Here is a 19,767-nt window from a genome sequence, read left to right as displayed (position 1 = left end):
CGCACCACCCATTCGAGGGGGATATGCACATGACCAAGACCCAGCTCTTCGAGAACCTGCGCACGCTCCTGCAGGACACCTTCGACATCGACCCGGCCCGGATTACCCCCGAGGCCCGCCTCCGCGACGACCTGGACATCGACAGCATCGATGCCGTGGACCTGCTCGTGAAGCTCAAGCCCGTGACGGGCAAGCGGCTTCCGCCGGAGGTCTTCAAGTCGGTCCGGACGATTCAGGACGTCGTCGACGCCCTGCACAGCCTGCTCGACGAGTCCGTGGCGGCGTGAAGCTTCTGCGTCCAGCGCTGCTCGGCGTGCTGAGCCTCGCGTATCCGCTGCTGGTGTACTGGGGCCTGGGCCGGTTCGAGCCTCGCTGGATGGCGGTGCCCCTGGCGGGCATGGCCGTCGTGCGGGCCGTGGCCACGCGCGAGCGTGTCTGGCTCGTCACGGCCGCGGGGGCCCTGGTCCTCGCGAGCACCAGCCTGCTGGGCAACCACGCCCTGCCGCTGAAGCTCTATCCGGTGCTCGTGAACACGATGCTGCTCACCGTCTTCGCCACCAGCCTCGTGTCCCCGCCCAGCGTCATCGAACGGCTGGCGCGGCTGCGCGAGCCCGAGCTCCCCCCGTCCGGTGTGGCCTATACGCGGCGGGTCACGCAGGTGTGGTGCGGGTTCTTCGTCGTCAACGGGAGCATCGCGCTGGGCACCGCGCTGTGGGCCAGTGACGCCACGTGGGCGCTGTACAACGGGCTCATCGCCTATGGGCTGATGGGCGTGCTTTTCGCCGGGGAGTGGCTGGTGCGCCGACGCGTGAAGGCAAGCCACGCCCATGGCTGAGCGCATCGCCATCGAACACCTCCTCAGCCGTGGACGCCCCGCCGACTTCCCGGTGGCGTTTCGCGAGGGGCAGGTGCTCACCTTCGCGGACTTCGAGGCCCGGGCCGCCGGCTGGCGCGCGGCGTATGAGCGGCATGGGGGCCACCGCTTCGCCCTCTCCTTCGAGGACACCTTCGAGTTCGCCGCGGCCCTGCTCGGCGCCTGGCACGCGGGCCGGTGCGTCTATCTTCCCTCGGAGATCCAGCCCACCACTCGCGAGAAGCTCCGCGGCGAGGTGGACGGCTTCGCCGGCCAGATTCCCTCGTCCACCCCGCTCCTGAAGTTCCAGAAGGGCGCGCGCGCGGAGTGGACGCCGCTCTCCCCGGAGGCCCAGGCGCTGGTCGTCTACACCTCCGGCTCCAGCGGAGAGCCCGCCGCCATCCCCAAACACCTGGGGCAGCTCACCCGGGAGGTCGCCACGCTGGCGGACCTCTTCGATGACAGGCTCGGTCCCAGTCCCTGCCGCGTGCTCGCCACGGTGTCGCACCAGCACATCTACGGCCTGCTGTTCCGGGTCCTCTGGCCGCTGACGTCGGGCCGGCCGTTCCTGGCCCGGAGCCTGCCGTACCCCGAGGACATCGTCGCCGAGCTTTCGCACGGGCCGGCGGCGCTCATCGCCAGCCCCGCCCACCTCAAGCGGCTGCCGGACACGTTGGACTGGGCGGGCGTGCGGGGGAACCTGCGCTCGGTGTTCTCCTCGGGGGGCCCCCTGTCCACCGACGCTCTGCACGCCTGTCGCGGGCTGCTCGGGCAGGCGCCCGTGGAGGTCTACGGCAGCTCGGAGACCGGGGGCATCGCCTGGCGCCAGCGCACCCAGGACGAGGCGCTGAGCTGGAGGACGATGCCCGGCGTGGAGGTCCGCCTGACGGAGGACGCCCTGGCGGTCCGCTCCCCCCACCTGCCGGACGGGAACTGGTTCCAGACGGAGGACCGGGCCCGGGTACTGCCAGAGGGCTTCGAGCTGCTGGGGCGCATGGACCGGTTGCTCAAACTGGAGGAGAAGCGGGTCTCCTTGAGCGCCATGGAGCGGGCCCTGCTGGAGAGTGACCTCGTCCGCGAGGCGCGGGTGGTGCCCCTGTCCGAGGGAAATCGCTCGGTTCTGGGGGTGGTGGCCGTGCTGGGGCCCACCGGCCGGCACCTTCACGCCGACAGTGGAAAGCCCTTCCTGAACCGGGCCATCCGAAAGCACCTGTCTTCCCAGTTCGAGCCCAGTGTCCTTCCGCGTCGATTCCGGTATCTGGAGGCGATGCCAGTCAACTCCCAGGGCAAATCCACCGAGGCCGCGCTCGTCGCCCTCTTCGACTCCCGCCGCCCGCCCCTGCGCGTGCTCGAGCACACCGCGGACCGCGCCGTGCTGAGCATCGAGACACCGGCGAGCCTGCCGTACTTCAAGGGCCACTTCCCGGAGAAGGCCATCCTGCCCGGCGTGGCGCAAATCGAGTGGGCGCTCCATCTGGGCCGGGAGTTGTTCACGCTCCCGCCGGAGTTCCTCCGCATGGAGGCGGTGAAGTTCCAGCAGCTCATCGTCCCCGAGACGCTCCTCACCCTGGAGCTCACCTGGACGCAGGCCAAGGGCAGCCTCCAGTTCAAGTACACGTCCGAGGCCGGCACCCACGGGAGCGGCCGCATCCTGCTCGGTGAGGTCCGCGGATGAAGCTCTGCGTGGTGATTCCCGTCTACAACCACGGCGAGGCGGTGGGCGCGGTGGTGAACTCCGTGCGCGCGCACGGGCTGCCGTGCCTGCTGGTGGATGACGGCAGCGAGCCGGGCTGCGCGAAGGTCCTGGACACGCTGGCGGAGGCGGACAGGTCCGGCATCGAGCTGGTGCGCCTGCCCCGGAACGAGGGCAAGGGCGGGGCGATGATGGCGGGCTTCCGGGCGGCGAAGGCCTCCGGCTTCAGCCACGCGCTGCAGATTGACGCCGACGGCCAGCACGACACCCGGGACATCCCCCGCTTCGTCGAGCTGGCGGCCTCGGCCCCGGAAAAAATCATCTGTGGCACGCCCATCTACGACGAGTCGGTGCCCAAGGGCCGGCTGTACGGCCGCTACGCCACGCACATCTGGGTGTGGATCAACACGCTGTCACTGGCCATCCGCGATTCGATGTGCGGCTTCCGCGTGTATCCGCTGACGCCCACGCTCGCGCTCATCGACTCGGTGAGCATTGGCAGGCGCATGGACTTCGACGTGGAAGTCATCGTGCGGCTGTACTGGCGAGGGGTGGGCATCCTCAACCAACCCACCCAGGTGCGCTACCCCACCGACGGCATCTCCCACTTCGACGTGCTCTGGGACAACGTGCGCATCTCCCGCATGCACGCCCGGCTCTTCTTCGGGATGTTGCTGCGGCTGCCGCTGCTCTTGTGGCGGAAGGTCTCCGCATGAAGCCGCGGCATTGGGCGGAGATGGGCGAGAGCACCTTCGTGCTCGGCATCTGGCTGTTGTACTGGGTCCACCGGCTGCTGGGGCGCTGGCCGTTCCGCCTCTGTCTGTACCCCGTGGTCCTGGTGCACTGGCTGGCCCGCCCCGTGGTGCGCAAGGCATCGCTCCAGTACCTCTCGCGGGTGGAGCAGGCCACCGGCGCGCTCGGGCGCAAACCCGGGCGAGGCGACAGCCTGCGCCACATGGTCACCTTCGCGGAGACGATGCTCGACAAGCTCCTGGCCGTCAGCGGGAGATACCGCTTCGAGCAGGTCCACACCGAGGGGCGCGAGCAGTTCTACGAGGTGGTGAAGGCGGGCAAGGGCGGCATCATCGTCACCGCGCACATGGGCTGCCTGGAGCTGTGTCGCGCCATGGCGGAGAAGCGTGGCGAAGTGAAGCTCCACATCCTGGTGCACACCCGACATGCCGAGCAGTTCAACCGCCTGCTCAAGCGGCTCAATCCGGACAGCGGGTTCCAGTTGGTGGAAGTCACGGACATGGGGCCTGGGACGGCCGTCGCGCTGGAGAAGTACGTGACGGAGGGCGGGTTCGTGGTGATTGCCGGAGACCGGGTGCCGGTGAGCGCCAGTCAGACGGTGGACGTGGACTTCCTGGGGCACAAGGCCGCCTTCCCCGTGGGGCCCTACGTGCTGGCCTCGCTGTTCAAGTGCCCGCTGTACCTGCTGGGGTGCATCCACGAGAACAACGGATACACCATCCATTTCGAGACCCTGGCCGAGCGTGTCGAGCTCCCCCGGGGCAAGCGCGCGGCCGCGTTGACGGGCCACGCCCAACACTATGCCGAGCGGGTGACGGCGCTGCTGAAGCGCTCTCCGTTCGATTGGTTCAACTTCTTTCCCTTTTGGGATCAGGCGAATGCCTCCGCCAGGAATCAAGAATGAGCGTGCGGTCCGGTTCGATGGGAGCCGGCTCGCCATTGAAGACGTGTCCGCGCTGTCACGCCGGGAGCGTGACGCCGAGCTGAGCACTTCCACCGACTTCCGCCGCAGAATCACCCGGGGCGCGGAGTTCCTGGACCGGCTGCTGGCGGAGGACGGGAACATCTACGGCGTGACGACGGGGTACGGAGACTCGTGCACCGTCTCCATTCCGCCCGAGCTGATCGCCGAGCTGCCGCACCACCTCTACGCGTACCACGGCATTGGCGCGGGCCGGTTCCTGACGCCCGAGGAGACGCGCGCGGTGCTGGCGGCGCGGCTGGCCTCGCTGGCCCAGGGGGTGTCCGGCGTGGGGCTGGGGTTGCTCACCCAGTTGGAGCTGCTCCTGCGCCACGACATCCTGCCGCTGATTCCCGCCGAGGGTTCGGTGGGTGCCAGTGGCGACCTCACGCCGCTTTCCTACGTGGCGGCGGTGCTCTGCGGAGAGCGCGAGGTCTGGTACCGGGGCGAGCGACGTCCCGCCGCGGAGGTGCTCGCGCGGCACGACCTGAAGCCCTTGAAGCTGCGCCCCAAGGAAGGCCTGGCCATCATGAATGGCACGGCGGTGATGACCGCCCTGGCCTGCCTCGCGTGGGAGCGCGCCGAGTACCTGGGACGACTGGCCACCCGGCTCACCGCCTTCAACGTGGTGGCGAGCGCCGGCAACGCGCACCACTTCGACGAGGCGCTGTTCGCCCTCAAGCCGCACGTGGGACAGCAGCGCGTGGCCGCGCGACTGCGCGTGGACCTGGCCACGGACCGGCCGAGCCGCAACGAGCAGCGCCTGCAAGACCGCTACTCCCTGCGCTGCGCGCCACACGTGATTGGCGTGCTCGAGGACGCCCTGCCCTTCTTCCGGGCGCAAATCGAGAACGAGCTGAACAGCGCCAACGACAACCCGCTCATCGACCCCGACAGCGAGCGGGTGCTGCACGGCGGCCACTTCTATGGGGGCCACATCGCCTTCGCCATGGACGGGCTCAAGACGGCCGTGGCCAACGTGGCGGACCTGATGGACCGGCAGCTCGCGCTGCTGGTGGACACCCGCTACAACCACGGGCTGCCCTCCAACCTCTCCGGCTCCACGGGGCCCCGCGCGGCCATCAACCACGGCCTCAAGGCGGTGCAGATCAGCGTCTCCGCGTGGACGGCGGAGGCGCTCAAGCAGACGATGCCCGCGTCCGTGTTCTCCCGCTCCACCGAGTGCCACAACCAGGACAAGGTGAGCATGGGCACCATCGCCGCGCGCGACTGTCTCCGGGTGCTGGAGCTGTCCGAGCAGGTGGTGGCGGCGATGCTCATCGCGGCGCGTCAGGGAATCACCCTGCGCGGCCGGATTGCTCAAGAAATGAATCTGGCGCCGTCTCTTGCGTCGATGCAGGCCGATCTGGAGCAGCGAATCCCGCTGGTGGTGGAGGACCGAGCGTTGGACAAGGAGCTGCAAGGGCTGCTGGGCGCCATCCGCGCCCGCGAGTGGGGGCTCTATGAGGCCTGACCTCAGCCATGAAATCGAGCTGTCGCCGCCCTTCCATGACATCGACCTGATGGAGGTCGTCTGGCATGGCCACTACGTGAAGTACCTGGAGCTGGCGCGGTGCGCGCTCCTGGCGAAGTTCGATTACGACTACCCGCAGATGCTGGCGTCCGGCTTCGCGTGGCCCGTCGTGGACATGCGGCTGAAGTACGTGCAGCCCGCGCTCTACGGAAAGACGCTGAAGATTCGCGCCGAAATCACCGAATGGGAGAACCGGCTCCGTATCGACTATGTGATTCGAGACGCCTCCACGGGCCGCAAGGTGAACCAGGCCCACACCGTCCAGGTCGCCGTGTCGATGGCCACCAAGGAGCTCCAGTACATCTGTCCGCCGGTGCTCTGGCAGCGGCTGGGGGTGAAGCCCGAATGAAGCGCGCGCTCTTGCTGGTGATGCTGCTGGTGGGCTCGACGGCCAGCGCCGGTGACGACATCGTCGCGGGGGTCCGAGCCCGGCTGGCGGACGTGCCGCTGTTGCGGGGGGACTTCGAGCAGAAGAAGACGGTGGCCGGCTTCAAGAAGCCGCTCGTCTCGCGCGGGGCGTTCCTGCTGTCGCGGGAGCACGGCGTGCTGTGGGACACGCGGGTGCCCTTCGCGTCCACGCTCACGCTGACGCGCAAGTCGCTGAGCGCCGAGCAGGGAACGGGCGCGGCGGCCTATCGCCTGGACGCGAGCAAGGAGCCGGGGCTCGCGGCGATGAACGAGGTGATGTTCGCGCTCCTGTCCGGTGACGTGGCCGCGCTGTCCAAGCGCTTTCGCGTCGAGGGCGAGCTCGTGGGCACGACAGGCTGGAAGCTGACCCTGACGCCCACGGACGCGGGCCTCGCGCGGGTCTTCAAGAGCATCCATCTGGAGGGAGACTCGTACGTGAGGCAGGTCAAGCTGGACGAGGCGCGCGGCGACACCAGCGTCATCCAGTTCGACAAGCTGAGCCAGACACCCGCCCCCAATGACGCGGAAGCCGGGCGTCTTGCGAAATAGGGCCGCCATCCTCTGGCTGTTGGTGGTGCTGGCCGTGGGTGTGCACCAGGTCCAGTTCTGGCGCTCGGCGCGCCTGGACACCGACGTCCTGGCGCTCCTGCCCGAGGACGAGCAGGCCCCGGAGGTCGATGCCGCCACGCGCAAGCTCGCGGACCAGGCGGGCCGGGAGCTGGTGTTGCTGGTGGGTGCGCCGGATTGGGCATCCGCCCAGCGCGCGGCGGACCTCGTCACGGCGGAGCTTTCGAAGGACACCTCGCTCCTAAGCCCCTCCGCCCTGGACGCGTCCTCGCTGGATGCGGCGCTGGAGCTGTACCGTCCCTATCGAGACAGGCTGCTGACGCCCGCGCAGCGCACGTGGCTTTCGCGGGCGACACCGGAGGAGCTGGGCGGCACGGCGCTGATGAAGCTGTACCAGCCCGCGGGGCCCCACCTGACGGACTGGGAGGCGGACCCGCTGGGCCTGTGGCCGGACTGGTGGGCGGCGCGCGCCTCCGAAAGCACCGCGCGCCCGCGCGACGGTCGCCTCTGGCTGTCTGGCGAAGGCCGCGAGTGGGTGCTCCTGGCGTGGCACAGCCAGGTCTCCGCCTTCGCGCTGGGCGCTGACGGAAACATCACCACCGTGGTGGACCGCGCGCGGGCCGCCGTGACGACGCAGGTGCCCGGCAGCCGGGTGGTGGCCGCGGGCGTGCCGCTGTACGCGGAGGCCGCCGCGTCCCAGGCCAGCAACGAGATGTCCACCATTGGCATCGGCTCGCTGGTGGCGGTGCTCGTGCTGGTGTGGCTGACGTTCCGCTCGGTGCGGCCCATCATCCTGGTGGGTGTGTCGCTGGGCATCGGCTGCGCGGTGGCGATGAGTGTCACGGCGCTCGTGTTCGAGCGGGTCCACCTGCTCACGCTCGTCTTCGGCTCCAGCCTGGTCGGCGTGGCGGAGGACTACGGCTTCCACTACTTCGCCGCGCGCCAGGGCAAGCCGCCCTCCGAGCGCGGGCCACTGATGCGCAGCCTGCTGCCGGGCATGGTGATGGCGCTGCTCACCAGCGTGGTGGCGTATCTGGCCCTGGGCGTGGCGCCCTTCCCCGGGCTGCGGCAGATGGCGCTGTTCTCCGCCACGGGACTGGTGGGCGCGTTCCTGACGGTGGCCTGCTGGTTTCCGACGCTGGACACCGGCGCCCTGCCCGTGACGTCCTTCTCCACGCGCTTCGCCACATCCCTGGCGCGCTGGCCCCGCTTCGCCTCCACCCGCGCGTGGTGGGTGGGGACCGCGGCGCTCGTCCTGTTCATCGTCGGAGGGCTGTGGCGCGTGCGGACGCGCGATGACGTGCGACAGCTGCAGGGCGCGCCGGCGAATCTCATCGCCGACCAGCGCGAGTTGGGGCGCCTCTTGGGCCTGCCCAGCCCCGCCCAGTTCTTCCTCGTGGGAGGCCAGGACGAAGAGCAGGTGCTCTCGCGCGAGGCTTCGCTGAAGGCGCGCCTGGACCCGCTGGTGGCGGACAAGGTCCTCGCGGGCTATCGCGCGGTGTCGGACTGGTTGCCCAGCGCGGAGCAGCAGCGCTCGGACGCGAAGCTGAGCGCCCACGCGGAAGCGCAGGCGGTGGCCGCCGTGGCCCAGGCCACGGGAGAGGAGCCCACCCGCGCGCGCTTCGCGGACGACGTACTCACCCCGGAGCGGCTGCTCGCCAGTCCCGCCTCGGCGGCCATCCGGCAGCAGTGGTTGGGGCGCCTGGGCGAGAAGCACTTCAGCATCGTCATGCTGCGCGGGCTGAATGACCCGTCGGTGCTCCCGCGCATCGCCGACGCCGCCCAGGGGCTGGAGGGCGTGCGGTGGGTGGACAAGACGCAGGAGATCTCCCGGCTCTTGGAGCGCTACCGCCGGCTCATGGGCGGGCTCATCCTGCTGGGCTATGTCGCGGTGCTGTTGCTGCTCGTCGTGCGCTTCCGACGCGAGGCGTGGCGGGCCTGGCTGCCCACGGTGGTGGGCACGCTCGTCACGCTGGCGGTGTTCGGCTGGGTGGGCGAGCCGCTCCAGCTCTTCAGCGTGCTGGGCCTCATGCTGCTGCTGGGCATGGGCGTGGACTACGGAATCTTCATGTTGGAGCACCCGGGTGAGGGCTCCGCCTGGCTCGCGGTGGCACTCGCGGGCGTGAGCACCCTCCTCTCATTCGGTCTCCTGGGGCTCTCGGCCACTCCGGCCCTGCGCTCCTTTGGTCTCACCATGCTACTGGGCGAAGTCACCATCTGGTTGCTCACGCCCTGTTGCAGACTGCCTCCTGGCAAGGACGTGTCGTGAAGGTAGAAAAGACAGAAGTCGTCATCATTGGGGCGGGCCCCTCTGGCTCGGTGGCCGCGGGGATTCTGCGCAAGCAGGGTCGTCAGGTGTTGATCCTGGAGCGCGAGCAGTTCCCTCGCTTCTCCATCGGAGAGAGCCTGCTGCCGCAGAGCATGGAGTACATCGAGGAAGCGGGGATGATTCGCGACGTGGTGGAGGCGGGCTTCCAGTTCAAGAATGGAGCGGCCTTCGCGCGCGGCGAGACGTACACGGACTTCGATTTCCGCGACAAGTTCTCCAAGGGCTGGGGCACCACGTACCAGGTGCAGCGTGGAACCTTCGACCACGTGCTGGCGCTCGCCGCCGAGCGCATGGGCGCCACCCTGCGCTTCCGCCACACCGTCGAGTCCGTGGATGTCACCGGCGCGGAGCCCGAAATCACGGTGCGCTCGCCCGAGGGCGAAACGTACCGCGTGCAGGCGCGCTTCCTGCTCGACGCCAGCGGCTTCGGCCGTGTGCTGCCCCGCCTGCTCCAGTTGGAGACGCCGTCGAACTTCCCGGTGCGCGGCGCGCTCTTCACGCACGTGGAGGACCGCGTGCCGTCCGGCGGCAACTTCGACCGCAGCAAGATTCGCGTCACCGTGCATCCCAAGCACGTGGACGTCTGGTACTGGACCATCCCCTTCTCCAACGGGCGCTGCTCGTTGGGCGTGGTGGCCAAGCGCGAGTACCTGGAGCAGTTCCAGGGCACCGAGACCGAGCGGCTCAAGGCCATCGTCGCGGATGACCCGACGCTGTCGAAGCTCTTGAAGGACGCCGTCTGGGACACGCCCGCGCGCAGCATCACCGGCTACGCGGCGAACGTGAAGTCGCTGTGGGGCAACGGCTTCGCGCTCCTGGGCAACGCTGGCGAGTTCCTGGACCCGGTGTTCTCCTCGGGCGTCACCATCGCCGTCAAGTCCGCGAGCCTCGCGTCCAAGTGCATCGGCCGTGTGTTCGCGGGCGAGACGGTGGACTGGGAGCGCGACTACGCGGTGCCGCTCAAGGCGGGCGTGGACACGTTCCGCACCTTCGTCGAGTCCTGGTACGCGGGCGGCTTCCAGAACGTCATCTTCCACCCCAACGCGTCCCCCGAGGTGCGTCGGATGATCTCCGCCATCCTGGCCGGCTACGCCTGGGACAAGGAGAACCCCTTCGTGGCTGACAGCCGGCGACGGCTCGGCGTACTCGAGCAGCTGTGCGCCGCCTGATTCCCATCGTCGTCCTGTTCGGGCTCGTCTCCTGCGTCACCCCGCCCCCTCGGCGGGTGGCGCCGGAGGTGGCCCTGCCCACGCTCACGCTGGCTCCGGCGACGTTCGGAGGCAGCGTGAGCCTGTCGCAGCGCTTGAGCTTCGCGCATGACGCGGACCCGGGCGGACCTCGCTCGCTGGAGGCGCTCGTCGAAATCGACGCGTCGTCGCTCCAGCTGGCGGGGTTCGCGCTGGGCCAGCGCGTCTTCACCCTGCAGTGGGACGGCGCGAAGCTGGACGAGCAGCGGGACGCTCGCGTGCCCGAGCAGCTCCAGTCGCGCACGGTGCTGCGGGACCTCCAGCTGGTCTACTGGCCGGCCCCGGCGGTGCGCGCGGCCCTGCCGCCGGACTGGACGCTGGAGGATTCGCCGGGCATGCGCGTGCTGCGCCACGCGGACAAGGACTGGCTCACGGTGCGTTATGATGGAGAGCCGCGCTGGGTGGGCCGCGCGGAGCTGGTCAACCTGGCGGAGCATTACCGGCTGACCATCGAGTCACGCCCCTCGGAGGAATGAGCTCATGATTCCGCCCGTCTTCCTGAATCAGCTCGGCCTCGTCTGCGCCCTGGGACAAGGCCTGCTCGAGGTGGCCACGGCCCTCTTCGGTGACAGGCCCACGGGCGTCTCCGAGCGCTTCGACTTCGCGGACCGGCCACTCCACGTGGGGTACGTCACCAAGCCGCTCCCCCCCACGGACGAGCTGCCGGTGCCGCTGCGCAGCCGGAACAACGCGCTCCTCCTCTCCGCGCTCTCCCAGGTGCGTCCCGCCGTGGACGAGGCCATGCGGCGCTATGGCCCGGAGCGCGTGGCCGTGGTCCTGGGTACCAGCACCTCCGGCATCGGGGAGAGCGAGGCCGCCATCGTTTCGCGCGCGGCCACTGGCCAGCTCCCCTCCAACTTCGATGTCCGTCAACAAGAGTTGGGCTCTCCCGCCATGGCGCTGAACCATGTGCTGGGCGTGAAGGGCCCCTCGTTCGTCATCTCCACCGCGTGCTCGTCCAGCGCCAAGGCCCTGGCCACGGCGGCGCGGCTCTTGCGCTCCGGCGCGGCAGACGCCGTCATCACGGGCGGCGCGGACGCGCTGTGCCGCTTCACCATCGCGGGTTTCACGTCGCTCGACTCGGTGAGCGACGCGCGCTGCAACCCGATGAGCGTCCACCGCCGGGGCATCAACATCGGCGAGGGCGCGGCCCTGTTCCTGATGACGCGCGAGCCTGGGCCCGTGCGGCTCGCGGGCTGGGGCGAATCCTCGGACGCGCACCACCTCTCCGCGCCCGAGCCCGGGGGCCGGGGCGCGCTCATCGCCATGAGGACGGCGCTGGGGCGCGCGGGCATCACCCCGGCCGACGTGGGCTACGTCAACCTGCACGGCACCGCGACGCCGCAGAACGACGCCATGGAGAGCCGGGCGGTGAGCGCGCTTCTGGGGGGCAACGTGCCGTGCAGCTCCACGAAGCCGCTCACGGGCCACACGCTGGGGGCCGCGGGGGCGCTGGAGGCGGCGCTGTGCTGGCTCACCCTCACGGACGACGCCCAGGGGCGGCTGCCTCCGCACTGGTGGGATGGAGTGGCTGACCCGTCACTGCCCGCCCTCGCGCTGGTGAAGCCCGGTGAGGCGCTCGGGCGCCCGCCGCGCTATGTCCTGAGCAACTCGTTCGCCTTCGGTGGCAGCAATGCCGCCCTCATCCTGGGAAGGGCCTGATGCGCACGCCCATTGCCTTCGACATCTCCGAGATTGTGCCCCACGCCGACCGCATGCGGCTCATCGACCGCGCGGTGGAGGGCGACGAGGAGAGCCTCGTGGCCGAGGTGACGCTGCGCGAGGACTGCCTGTTCCAGGAGGCCGGCGCCGTGGGGGGCTGGGTGGGCATCGAGTTCATGGCCCAGGCCATCGCGGCCTACGCGGGCTGGCGGCAGCGGCTGCAGGGGGAGACGCAGCGGATGGGCTTCCTGCTCGGCACCCGTCGGTATGAGTGCAGCCGTCCCTCGTTCAAGGTGGGCGAGCAGCTGCGAATCGAAGTCCGCCGGCAGTTCTGGACGGACAACGGGATGAGCCAGTTCGATTGTACGCTCGGGATTGGAGACGAGACGGTGGCCACGGCCGCGCTGACGGTGTTCCAGCCCCCGGCCTCGATGGACGTGATGAAGGCGGGCACGGATGAGTGAGAAGTCGGTACTGGTGACGGGCTCCAGCCGGGGCATCGGCCGCGCCGTGGCGCTGAGGCTGGCGCGCGACGGCTTCGACGTCGTGGTGCACTGCCGCGCGAAGGTCGAGGAAGCGGAAGCGGTGGCCGCCCAGGTCCGCGAGCTGGGACGGGCCTCCCGCGTGCTGCGCTTCGACGTGGCGGACCGCGCCGAGACGGAGAAGGCGCTGCTCGCCGACGTCGAGGCACACGGCTGCTACTACGGCGTGGTGTGCAACGCGGGCATCACCCGGGACAACGCCTTCCCCGCCATGCCGCCCGAGGACTGGGACGCGGTGATTCACACCAACCTCGACGCCTTCTACAACGTGCTCAATCCCCTCTCCATGCCGATGGTCCGCCGGCGCAAGCCGGGGCGCATCGTCACGCTGTCCTCCGTCTCCGGGCTCACCGGCAACCGAGGCCAGGTGAACTACAGCGCGGCGAAGGCCGGCATCATCGGCGCCACGAAGGCGCTGGCGGTGGAGCTGGCGAGCCGGGGCATCACCGTCAACTGCGTGGCGCCCGGTTTGATTGACACGGAGATGGTGGAGCCGCACATCGTGGAGGAGGCGCTGAAGTTGATTCCGGCGAAGCGCCTGGGGCGGCCCGAGGAGGTCGCCGCCGCGGTGAGCTTCCTGATGAGCGAGGACGCGGGCTATGTCACGCGGCAGGTCATCTCCGTGAATGGAGGGCTGTTCGGATGAGGCGCGTCGTCGTCACGGGCTTTGGAGCCCTCAGCCCCCTGGGTCACGACTGGCCGCAAGTGGAGGCGCGGCTGAAGTCGCTGCGCAACGCGGTGCAGGTCATCGAGGACTGGAAGCAGTACGAGGGGCTGAACACGCAGGTGGGTGCCCCCGCCGCGCCCTTCGTGCTGCCGCCGCAGACGTACTCGCGCAAGACGATGCGGGGCATGGGCCGGGTGGCGCTGCTGGCCACGCGTGCCAGTGAGCTGGCGCTCGTCGATGCCGGGTTGTTGGGAGACCCGCTGCTGTCGAGCGGGAAGATGGGCGTGTCCTACGGCTCGTCCACGGGCTCGCCGCCGAGCATCGGTGACTTCGGACGGATGCTGGTGGCCAAGAGCACCGAGGGCATCACCGCTACGTCCTACGTGCGGTCCATGTCCCATACCGCCGCGGTCAACATCGGCGTCTTCTTTGGCCTCACGGGCCGCATCATCACCACCTCGAGCGCGTGTACGTCGGGGAGCCAGGGCATCGGGTACGCGTACGAGGCCATCAAGATGGGCCGGCAGGTGGCGATGCTCGCGGGCGGCGCCGAGGAGCTGGATGCCACGGGGGCCGCGGTGTTCGACACCCTGTTCGCCACCAGCACGAAGAACAACGGCACGCCCGAGCTGACGCCCCGGCCCTTCCACTCGCAGCGCGACGGCCTGGTCCTCGGCGAAGGCGCCTGCACGCTGGTGCTGGAGGAGCTGGAGCATGCCAGGGCCCGAGGCGCGCGCATCTACGCGGAGCTGGTCGGCTACGGCACGAACAGCGACGGGCGACACATCACCCAGCCCCACGCGGAGACCATGGCCCAGGCCATGCGCCTGTCGCTGGAGGACGCGGGCCTGGAGCCGGGCGTCGTGGAGTACGTGAATGCCCACGGCACGGCCACCGACACGGGCGACGTGGCGGAGACCACGGCGACGCAGCAGGTCTTCGGTGAGCGGATGCCCATCTCCTCGCTCAAGAGCTACATGGGGCACACCCTGGGGGCCTGCGGGGCGCTGGAGGCGTGGATGACCATCGAGATGATGCGCTCGGGCTGGTTCGCCCCGACGCTGCACCTGGACGCGGCCTCGGTGGATCCGCGCTGCGCTCCGCTGGACTATCTGGTGGGGGATGGCCGAAGAATCCAGACCGAGGTCGTCATGACCAATAACTTCGCCTTCGGCGGCATCAACACGTCGTTGATCTTCCGCCGGTGGCAGTGACGGAGAAACCCATGAAGAAGGCAATGCTGCTGTCGCTGCTCGCGCTCACCGTCTCCAGCCCCGCGCTGGCGCGAGACACCGTGACGATGATTCCGCTCGCCTCCGTCCTGTCGATGCCGCAGGCCCAGGGGAAGCTGGATGGCACGGTGAAGTTCTACCTGGCCGGCGCGAAGACGCCCGAAGTCACCAAGGAGCTGGGCGAGGACGTCTCCAACAAGAAGACCAGCGGCGTGGGCAAGTCCGACGAGGAGGGCTGCAAGTGGGCCATCCTGTCGGCGCTGATTGCGCTCCAGGAAGGCGCCCAGAAGCGTGGCGCCAACGCTGTCGTCAACATCGTCAGCTATTACAAGAGGAACGAGCTGCAGAACGCCTCCGAAATCGAGTGCCATGCCGGCACCTTCGCCGTCGGCGTGACGCTCAAGGGCACCTACGCGAAGGTCGCGGGCAAGAAGTAGCTGTTCGCCGGGTCGATGACGCGAGCGCACCTCGCGTCATCCCCGGGGTGCTCACGGCGGCCGCGTCCTCCTGGATAGGCTGCAATTCGCGAGTACCGAGGTGTCTGGGTTAGGCTTCCGCCCGTGACTCCCTACACGATGCTGCACCTGGCGCTCGCGGGGGCATTCTTCGTGCTCGCGCTGGTGCATTTCGCGACCTGGGCGGCGGTGCGCTCCCAACGTGTCCAGCTGTGGCTCGCGACGAGCTTCCTGGGCTTCGCGGCGCTGAGCCTCTCCGCGGGGGCCACTCGGCACGAGGTCGGGTGGATGTTCGTGGACACCCGTCCGTGGTTGTTGCTCGGCGCGCTGTGTTCCATTCCCCTGCCCTACACGTTGCTGCGAGTCCTCTGGGCCTTGCTGGACGTGCCGTTGACGCGCTCGCGGCGGGTGCTGCTGGGTGTGGCGGTGGCGTTCGGCGCGATGCGGGTCGCGGACGTGCTCGGGTCCGTGCTGGCGACGTCGGGGCCCCGGATGACGTCCGAGGACCTGTCCCGCGCGACGGTGGGGTTGGGGCTGCCGATGTTCTGGCTGCTGGCCGTGACGGTGGGAGGCACGTGGGCCCTGGAGGCCTTGCTGACACTGAAGCGTCGGGGCGCCATGGCCGCGGCGGTGCTTGGGGCCGCCCTGCTCGCGCTGGGCATCCTGGGGCGAGAGCTGGCGGTGGACGTCGGGTGGATTTCAGGTCCGCCCCTGTTCGCGCTCGTGGGTCTTCCGTTCCTGCTCCTGGCCACCACCTCGCTCGCCATCCTCACCGCTCGGTCCTTGAGGGGCGCGGACCTGGGCACGGGAATTCATCGCTACCGACGGCTCTCGCGCCTCGGACGTGGCGGCATGGGCGAGGTCTGGTTGGCGGTGCGCACGGGCCGCGCGGGGTTTCATCGGCTGGTGGTCCTCAAGCGGATGGTCGACGAGGACAGTGAAGACCCGGCCGTCCGGCTCCACCGTTTCATTGGAGAGGCTCGCACCGCCGCGCGCCTGCACCACCCGAACATCGTGTCCGTGCACGACCTGGGACAGGTGGACGGCGCGTGGTTCATCGTCATGGAGTACCTGAGCGGGGTGAACGCACTGAAGCTCGCGAGGCTGGTGCGACGCGGGGGCGAGGTGCCGCTCGAGGTCGTGGTGGAGATCTGCCTGCAGTCCCTGAAGGGGCTCGCGTACGCGCACGAGCGAGGCGTCATCCACCGCGACATCAGCGCGGACAACCTGGTGGTGACGTTCGACGGGGTGGTGAAGGTCGTCGACTTCGGCATCGCGCATGGGGTGGGCAGTCCGCAGGAGCAGCTGGCTTCGCGTTCGACGGCGTCTCTGCCTCCCGTGAGTCGGCTCACCCAGGCCGGCGATGTCATTGGCAAGCTCGCGTACATGCCTCCGGAGCGTCGGGCGGGTGCGGAGGCGACGACGTCGGGTGACATCTACGCGCTCGGCTGCGTCCTCCATGAGCTGCTCTGGGGAGACCTTCCGGGCATCAGCCTGAGCCTGCAACAGCGCGCGCGGTGGGAAGGCCCGGAGGCTCCCCCCGTGAATCGGCTGCTTCGTGGGATTGTGGAGAAGGCGCTGCACCTGACGCCCGCGAAGCGCTTCTCGGATGCGAGCGAGTTGGAGCAGGCGCTGCTCCCCGTGAGGCAGGCGCTTCCCGTGGTCGACCTCGCGAGCTGGCTGCGTGAGAACTACCCAGAACGCTGGTCGCATGAGCGCGAATTGTCCGAACTGAGCGACCCAACGCCCGAAGAGGTGCAGGCCCTGCTGTCCCGTGCGCCACCTTCCGCGCCTGCTGAGCTGGAGCCCACCCAGCTCATCTCGCCGAAGGAGAAGCCGCCCGAGGAGGAGGCAACCCGGCGCCTTGGGGGACCGGGCTGAGGCACGAGAGGCACCGGCGGAAGAAGAACTCGGGAGCCGCGCCAGCACGTGGGGCGGCGCTCAGCATTCCGCCAACAAAGACATATCAGCGGCTCGAACCGTCCGAGTCGAACGGACCCGGGCGAAGAATCCCGGTGTCTCGCGTTCGATTCCTGCGCGCGGCCCCCTGTCCCTCTGGATGGCGCCTCGCGTCCGCCAAGGGAAAGTCATGTTCATCGAGACATCAAGGCACCGAAACACCGGGCTCTCTGGAGCCCGAGGGCTCCTCCTTACCATGGGCGCAGGACTGCTCGTCGCGTGTGGCGCCCCCATGGACTCCTCTCCGACCACCGACGCATCCCTCGTGGCCATCGGCACGTCGGAGCAGTCGCTGTATGTCGACTCGGACGAAGTCTGGGGGCGCCCCAACCTGACGGTGTGCTGGGACACGCCGGGCTTCGCCACCGAGAAGGAGTGGGTGCGCACCTCCATCCGCGACACCTGGGAGAAGGAGAGCAACCTGGTGTTCTCCGGTTGGGGCGCCTGCCCCAGCTCCGCGGACATCCGCATCACCATCAGCGACGAGGGTCCTCACACCGAGGGACTGGGCACTGAAATCGAGGACGAGGACGAGGGCATGGTGCTCAACTTCACGTTCGCCAACTGGAGCCCTTCCTGTGCCTCCAGCACCGCGCAGCGTGAGCACTGCATCCGCTCCATCGGCGTTCACGAGTTCGGCCACGCCCTGGGCTTCGCGCACGAGCACAACCGCGGAGACACACCGTCCACCTGCACCACTCCGTCCCAGGGCAGTGACGGGGACACCTACGTGGGCGCGTGGGACTTGATGTCGGTGATGAACTACTGCAGCCCGACCTGGAACAACGGCGGGCAGCTCAGCACCACTGACATCCAGGGCGTGCGGCAGTTCTACGGGCAGCCTCGCGGGGCCGACCAGCAGTTCCACGTGGCCAAGGTGGACTCCGACTTCCGCGCGGACATCCTCCAGACGTACCGGGGCTGGGGTTCTATTCCCATGTGCCGCTCGACGGGGAGTGGATGGTCGTGCACCAACCCTTCCGCGACGGTCTACAACTGGGGTTCTCCGGAGCAGCGGTACGTCACGGGTGACTTCAACGGCGACGGACGCACGGACCTGGTGCAGACCTATCGCTTCTGGGCCAGCTACCCGGTCTGTTACTCCACGGGCCTGGGGGCCTGGTCCTGCGCCAATCCCTATGCGGACATCTACAACTGGGGAACCGGGAGCCAGCGCTTCATCACCGGCGACTTCAGCGGTGATGGGAAGACGGATATCGCGCAGGCGTACCACGACTCGTCGATGCTGCCCGTGTGTCGCTCCACTGGCACCGGCTGGTCCTGCAACAACCCGGCGGCCACACTCCGCACGACGGACTCTCCCGAGGTGCGCTACCTGTCGGGAGACTTCAATGGCGATGGACGGGATGACATCGCGCAGGCGTATCGCCGCTGGTTGACGCAGCCCGTGTGTCTGTCGACGGGCACGGCCTGGTCCTGCAGCAACCCCAGCGTAGCCATGTACGACGCGGGCAATGCCGAGCAGGACTTCCTCACCGGCGACTTCAACGGCGACGGGCGGGACGACATCCTCCAGTCCTATCGCGGATGGAATGCCATGCCGCTATGCTACGGCCTGGCCTCGGCGACCTGGTCCTGCAACATCCCGTCGGGCACGTTCTACAACTCGGGCTCGCATGAGCAGCAGATGCTGACGGGCGACTTCAACGGGGACGGGCGCACGGACGTCATCCAGACCTACCGTGGCTGGGGGAGCATCCCCACGTGCTACTCGACGGGCTCGGGCTGGAGCTGCAGCAACTCGCCGGCAACCATTTACAACTCGGGGTCCTCCGAGCAGCGGTTCATGGCGGCGGACGTCAACGGCGATGGCCGCACCGACGTCGTCCAGGTCCACCGCTCCTGGGCGCGCTACCCGGTGTGTCTGTCGACGGGCACTGGCTGGAATTGCGGCAACTGGCTGTCGACTGTCTACGACATCGGGACGTACTGAGCAGTCGAGTCTCGCTACTGCTCGGGTCGCTGCCTCACGGAGAAGATCCACCCCTCCCCCGTGCTTGCCGACGTGGGAGGGGCGCCGGTGAAACCCGAGGCCCACGCCGACGCGGCGGACAGTGCGGCCAGCAGTGCATCGAGCGCATCTCCGTCCGCGTCAGAGACCATCGTGAGCAGGTCGCTGTCGGGGATGAGGAGGTCCGTGGATGCGCGGACGCGCCGGAGGATTTCTCGCCGACGTTCCTCAACGCCTCGGCCCTTGTAGGTCTTGGGCAGGCCGAGCCATCGGACGACTTCGGCGGGAAGTACCTCCACCAGGGCCGGCCTGGGACTCGTGCTCCAGGGAGGAAAGGCGCCGCGACAGGAACCGAGTGCCCGCAGGCCCCAATAGGTCTGCTTGTACATGCGCAGGTTGGTGGGCGCGAACGGCGCGGAGCACGCCACCTCCGTGACGCGCTTCTTCTCTGGCCCGACGGCGGCCCTGAACGACTCCGCCGAGTCGAATGTCGCGCTGATGGCCCGGCCCAGTTCCTGAGGGCCCGTGGTGGGGAGCCCCAGCGAGGCCAGTTGGCTGGCTTCGAGGCTGAAGCAGAAGTCGAGTCCCACCACGTCGGCGACCTGGGCCGCCAGCCACGGGCCCAGGCCCTCCGACACCGCCTTCGCGCCTCGTGAAGTGAAAGGCCGCTGGAGTTGGACGAGGTGCCCCTGGTCGCCCCTGAAGCTCAGGGTCGCGGCCCAGACCTTCCGGTGTGCCTGGGCCGCACCGCTCCAGTCCACGCCCACCGCTCGTCCTTCATGAGGCAGCAACATTCGGCAGGAGCTCAGTCGCGGCGTCACATGCCTCTCCTGGTTGATCTCGACCGAGCCTCGCAAACTTCACGGCTGCAGCATGGCGCTCGGGAGTCTATCGCAGGGGCCACATCGGCCCGCGTCCGCGCGGGACTCGTTC

The 19,767-nt window shown here is 69.0% G+C and carries 19 protein-coding genes; 18 read left to right on the top strand and 1 reads right to left on the bottom strand.

Features of this window, described 5'->3' with window-relative positions; genetic code table 11:
• Positions 1 to 29 precede the first annotated feature (29 nt).
• From HUA74_RS15195 to HUA74_RS15110, 18 genes are all read left to right on the top strand, one after another.
• A complete protein-coding gene (locus HUA74_RS15195; protein WP_141640876.1) occupies positions 30 to 287 on the top strand; it encodes an acyl carrier protein in 258 nt (85 codons plus the stop codon).
• Positions 284 to 835, top strand: a complete 552-nt coding sequence (locus HUA74_RS15190; RefSeq protein WP_141640875.1) for a hypothetical protein — start codon at positions 284 to 286, stop codon at positions 833 to 835. Before HUA74_RS15195 ends, HUA74_RS15190 begins: the two co-directional genes overlap by 4 nt.
• Positions 828 to 2,528: an AMP-binding protein gene (locus tag HUA74_RS15185; RefSeq protein ID WP_174455087.1), complete on the top strand. Its 1,701-nt coding sequence runs from the start codon at positions 828 to 830 to the stop codon at positions 2,526 to 2,528. Before HUA74_RS15190 ends, HUA74_RS15185 begins: the two co-directional genes overlap by 8 nt.
• Positions 2,525 to 3,262 (top strand): glycosyltransferase family 2 protein, encoded by a 738-nt coding sequence (locus HUA74_RS15180; protein ID WP_174455086.1) that lies wholly within the window; start codon positions 2,525 to 2,527, stop codon positions 3,260 to 3,262. The genes HUA74_RS15185 and HUA74_RS15180 overlap by 4 nt, the downstream gene beginning before the upstream one ends.
• Complete coding sequence (locus HUA74_RS15175) at positions 3,259 to 4,203, top strand: acyltransferase (RefSeq protein WP_141640872.1); 945 nt, start codon at positions 3,259 to 3,261, stop codon at positions 4,201 to 4,203. The genes HUA74_RS15180 and HUA74_RS15175 overlap by 4 nt, the downstream gene beginning before the upstream one ends.
• Positions 4,178 to 5,734, top strand: a complete 1,557-nt coding sequence (hutH, locus tag HUA74_RS15170) for a histidine ammonia-lyase (RefSeq protein WP_174455085.1) — start codon at positions 4,178 to 4,180, stop codon at positions 5,732 to 5,734. Before HUA74_RS15175 ends, hutH begins: the two co-directional genes overlap by 26 nt.
• The gene (locus HUA74_RS15165; protein ID WP_141640870.1) at positions 5,724 to 6,143 is read left to right on the top strand and encodes a thioesterase family protein; all 420 of its coding nucleotides are present in this window, start codon (positions 5,724 to 5,726) and stop codon (positions 6,141 to 6,143) included. The genes hutH and HUA74_RS15165 overlap by 11 nt, the downstream gene beginning before the upstream one ends.
• Positions 6,140 to 6,751: an outer membrane lipoprotein carrier protein LolA gene (locus HUA74_RS15160; RefSeq protein ID WP_174455084.1), complete on the top strand. Its 612-nt coding sequence runs from the start codon at positions 6,140 to 6,142 to the stop codon at positions 6,749 to 6,751. Before HUA74_RS15165 ends, HUA74_RS15160 begins: the two co-directional genes overlap by 4 nt.
• A complete protein-coding gene (locus HUA74_RS15155) occupies positions 6,741 to 9,038 on the top strand; it encodes an MMPL family transporter (protein ID WP_174455083.1) in 2,298 nt (765 codons plus the stop codon). The genes HUA74_RS15160 and HUA74_RS15155 overlap by 11 nt, the downstream gene beginning before the upstream one ends.
• Positions 9,035 to 10,267, top strand: a complete 1,233-nt coding sequence (locus HUA74_RS15150) for an NAD(P)/FAD-dependent oxidoreductase (protein WP_141640867.1) — start codon at positions 9,035 to 9,037, stop codon at positions 10,265 to 10,267. The genes HUA74_RS15155 and HUA74_RS15150 overlap by 4 nt, the downstream gene beginning before the upstream one ends.
• Positions 10,255 to 10,821 (top strand): DUF3261 domain-containing protein, encoded by a 567-nt coding sequence (locus HUA74_RS15145; RefSeq protein WP_174455082.1) that lies wholly within the window; start codon positions 10,255 to 10,257, stop codon positions 10,819 to 10,821. The genes HUA74_RS15150 and HUA74_RS15145 overlap by 13 nt, the downstream gene beginning before the upstream one ends.
• A gap of 4 nt (positions 10,822 to 10,825) precedes the next feature.
• Entirely contained in the window at positions 10,826 to 12,007 is a 1,182-nt protein-coding gene (locus tag HUA74_RS15140; RefSeq protein ID WP_174455081.1) for a beta-ketoacyl-ACP synthase, read from the top strand.
• Positions 12,007 to 12,471: a hotdog family protein gene (locus tag HUA74_RS15135; protein WP_174455080.1), complete on the top strand. Its 465-nt coding sequence runs from the start codon at positions 12,007 to 12,009 to the stop codon at positions 12,469 to 12,471. The genes HUA74_RS15140 and HUA74_RS15135 overlap by 1 nt, the downstream gene beginning before the upstream one ends.
• Positions 12,464 to 13,195 (top strand): 3-oxoacyl-ACP reductase FabG, encoded by a 732-nt coding sequence (fabG, locus tag HUA74_RS15130; RefSeq protein WP_174455079.1) that lies wholly within the window; start codon positions 12,464 to 12,466, stop codon positions 13,193 to 13,195. Before HUA74_RS15135 ends, fabG begins: the two co-directional genes overlap by 8 nt.
• Complete coding sequence (locus HUA74_RS15125; protein ID WP_174455078.1) at positions 13,192 to 14,430, top strand: beta-ketoacyl-ACP synthase; 1,239 nt, start codon at positions 13,192 to 13,194, stop codon at positions 14,428 to 14,430. The genes fabG and HUA74_RS15125 overlap by 4 nt, the downstream gene beginning before the upstream one ends.
• Positions 14,431 to 14,441: 11 nt before the next feature.
• Complete coding sequence (locus tag HUA74_RS15120; protein WP_174455077.1) at positions 14,442 to 14,885, top strand: excinuclease ATPase subunit; 444 nt, start codon at positions 14,442 to 14,444, stop codon at positions 14,883 to 14,885.
• Between the two features lie 123 nt (positions 14,886 to 15,008).
• Complete coding sequence (locus HUA74_RS15115) at positions 15,009 to 16,784, top strand: serine/threonine-protein kinase (protein WP_174455076.1); 1,776 nt, start codon at positions 15,009 to 15,011, stop codon at positions 16,782 to 16,784.
• Between the two features lie 310 nt (positions 16,785 to 17,094).
• On the top strand, positions 17,095 to 18,816 hold the full coding sequence (locus HUA74_RS15110) for an FG-GAP-like repeat-containing protein (protein ID WP_174455075.1): 1,722 nt from the start codon (positions 17,095 to 17,097) through the stop codon (positions 18,814 to 18,816).
• 14 nt (positions 18,817 to 18,830) lie between these two features.
• Here the strand turns inward: HUA74_RS15110 and HUA74_RS15105 are convergent, their stop codons facing one another.
• Positions 18,831 to 19,628 carry a DUF429 domain-containing protein gene (locus HUA74_RS15105; RefSeq protein WP_174455074.1) on the bottom strand — a complete coding sequence of 266 codons (798 nt, stop codon included), beginning with the start codon at positions 19,626 to 19,628 and terminating at the stop codon, positions 18,831 to 18,833.
• Positions 19,629 to 19,767: the final 139 nt, after the last annotated feature.

The sequence above is a fragment of the Myxococcus sp. CA051A genome, from assembly GCF_013336705.1.
GTDB lineage: Bacteria > Myxococcota > Myxococcia > Myxococcales > Myxococcaceae > Myxococcus > Myxococcus llanfairpwllgwyngyllgogerychwyrndrobwllllantysiliogogogochensis.
This window is presented reverse-complemented; position numbering and strand designations above follow the sequence as displayed.

Coding starts and splice junctions, on each gene's coding strand:
- HUA74_RS15185 (WP_174455087.1), top strand. CDS start 828: ATGGCTGAGCGCATCGCCATCGAACACCTCCTCAGCCGTGGACGCCCC.
- hutH (WP_174455085.1), top strand. CDS start 4,178: ATGCCTCCGCCAGGAATCAAGAATGAGCGTGCGGTCCGGTTCGATGGG.
- HUA74_RS15175 (WP_141640872.1), top strand. CDS start 3,259: ATGAAGCCGCGGCATTGGGCGGAGATGGGCGAGAGCACCTTCGTGCTC.
- fabG (WP_174455079.1), top strand. CDS start 12,464: ATGAGTGAGAAGTCGGTACTGGTGACGGGCTCCAGCCGGGGCATCGGC.
- HUA74_RS15140 (WP_174455081.1), top strand. CDS start 10,826: ATGATTCCGCCCGTCTTCCTGAATCAGCTCGGCCTCGTCTGCGCCCTG.
- HUA74_RS15160 (WP_174455084.1), top strand. CDS start 6,140: ATGAAGCGCGCGCTCTTGCTGGTGATGCTGCTGGTGGGCTCGACGGCC.
- HUA74_RS15120 (WP_174455077.1), top strand. CDS start 14,442: ATGAAGAAGGCAATGCTGCTGTCGCTGCTCGCGCTCACCGTCTCCAGC.
- HUA74_RS15105 (WP_174455074.1), bottom strand. CDS start 19,628: ATGTTGCTGCCTCATGAAGGACGAGCGGTGGGCGTGGACTGGAGCGGT.
- HUA74_RS15110 (WP_174455075.1), top strand. CDS start 17,095: ATGGACTCCTCTCCGACCACCGACGCATCCCTCGTGGCCATCGGCACG.
- HUA74_RS15195 (WP_141640876.1), top strand. CDS start 30: ATGACCAAGACCCAGCTCTTCGAGAACCTGCGCACGCTCCTGCAGGAC.
- HUA74_RS15180 (WP_174455086.1), top strand. CDS start 2,525: ATGAAGCTCTGCGTGGTGATTCCCGTCTACAACCACGGCGAGGCGGTG.
- HUA74_RS15165 (WP_141640870.1), top strand. CDS start 5,724: ATGAGGCCTGACCTCAGCCATGAAATCGAGCTGTCGCCGCCCTTCCAT.
- HUA74_RS15135 (WP_174455080.1), top strand. CDS start 12,007: ATGCGCACGCCCATTGCCTTCGACATCTCCGAGATTGTGCCCCACGCC.
- HUA74_RS15125 (WP_174455078.1), top strand. CDS start 13,192: ATGAGGCGCGTCGTCGTCACGGGCTTTGGAGCCCTCAGCCCCCTGGGT.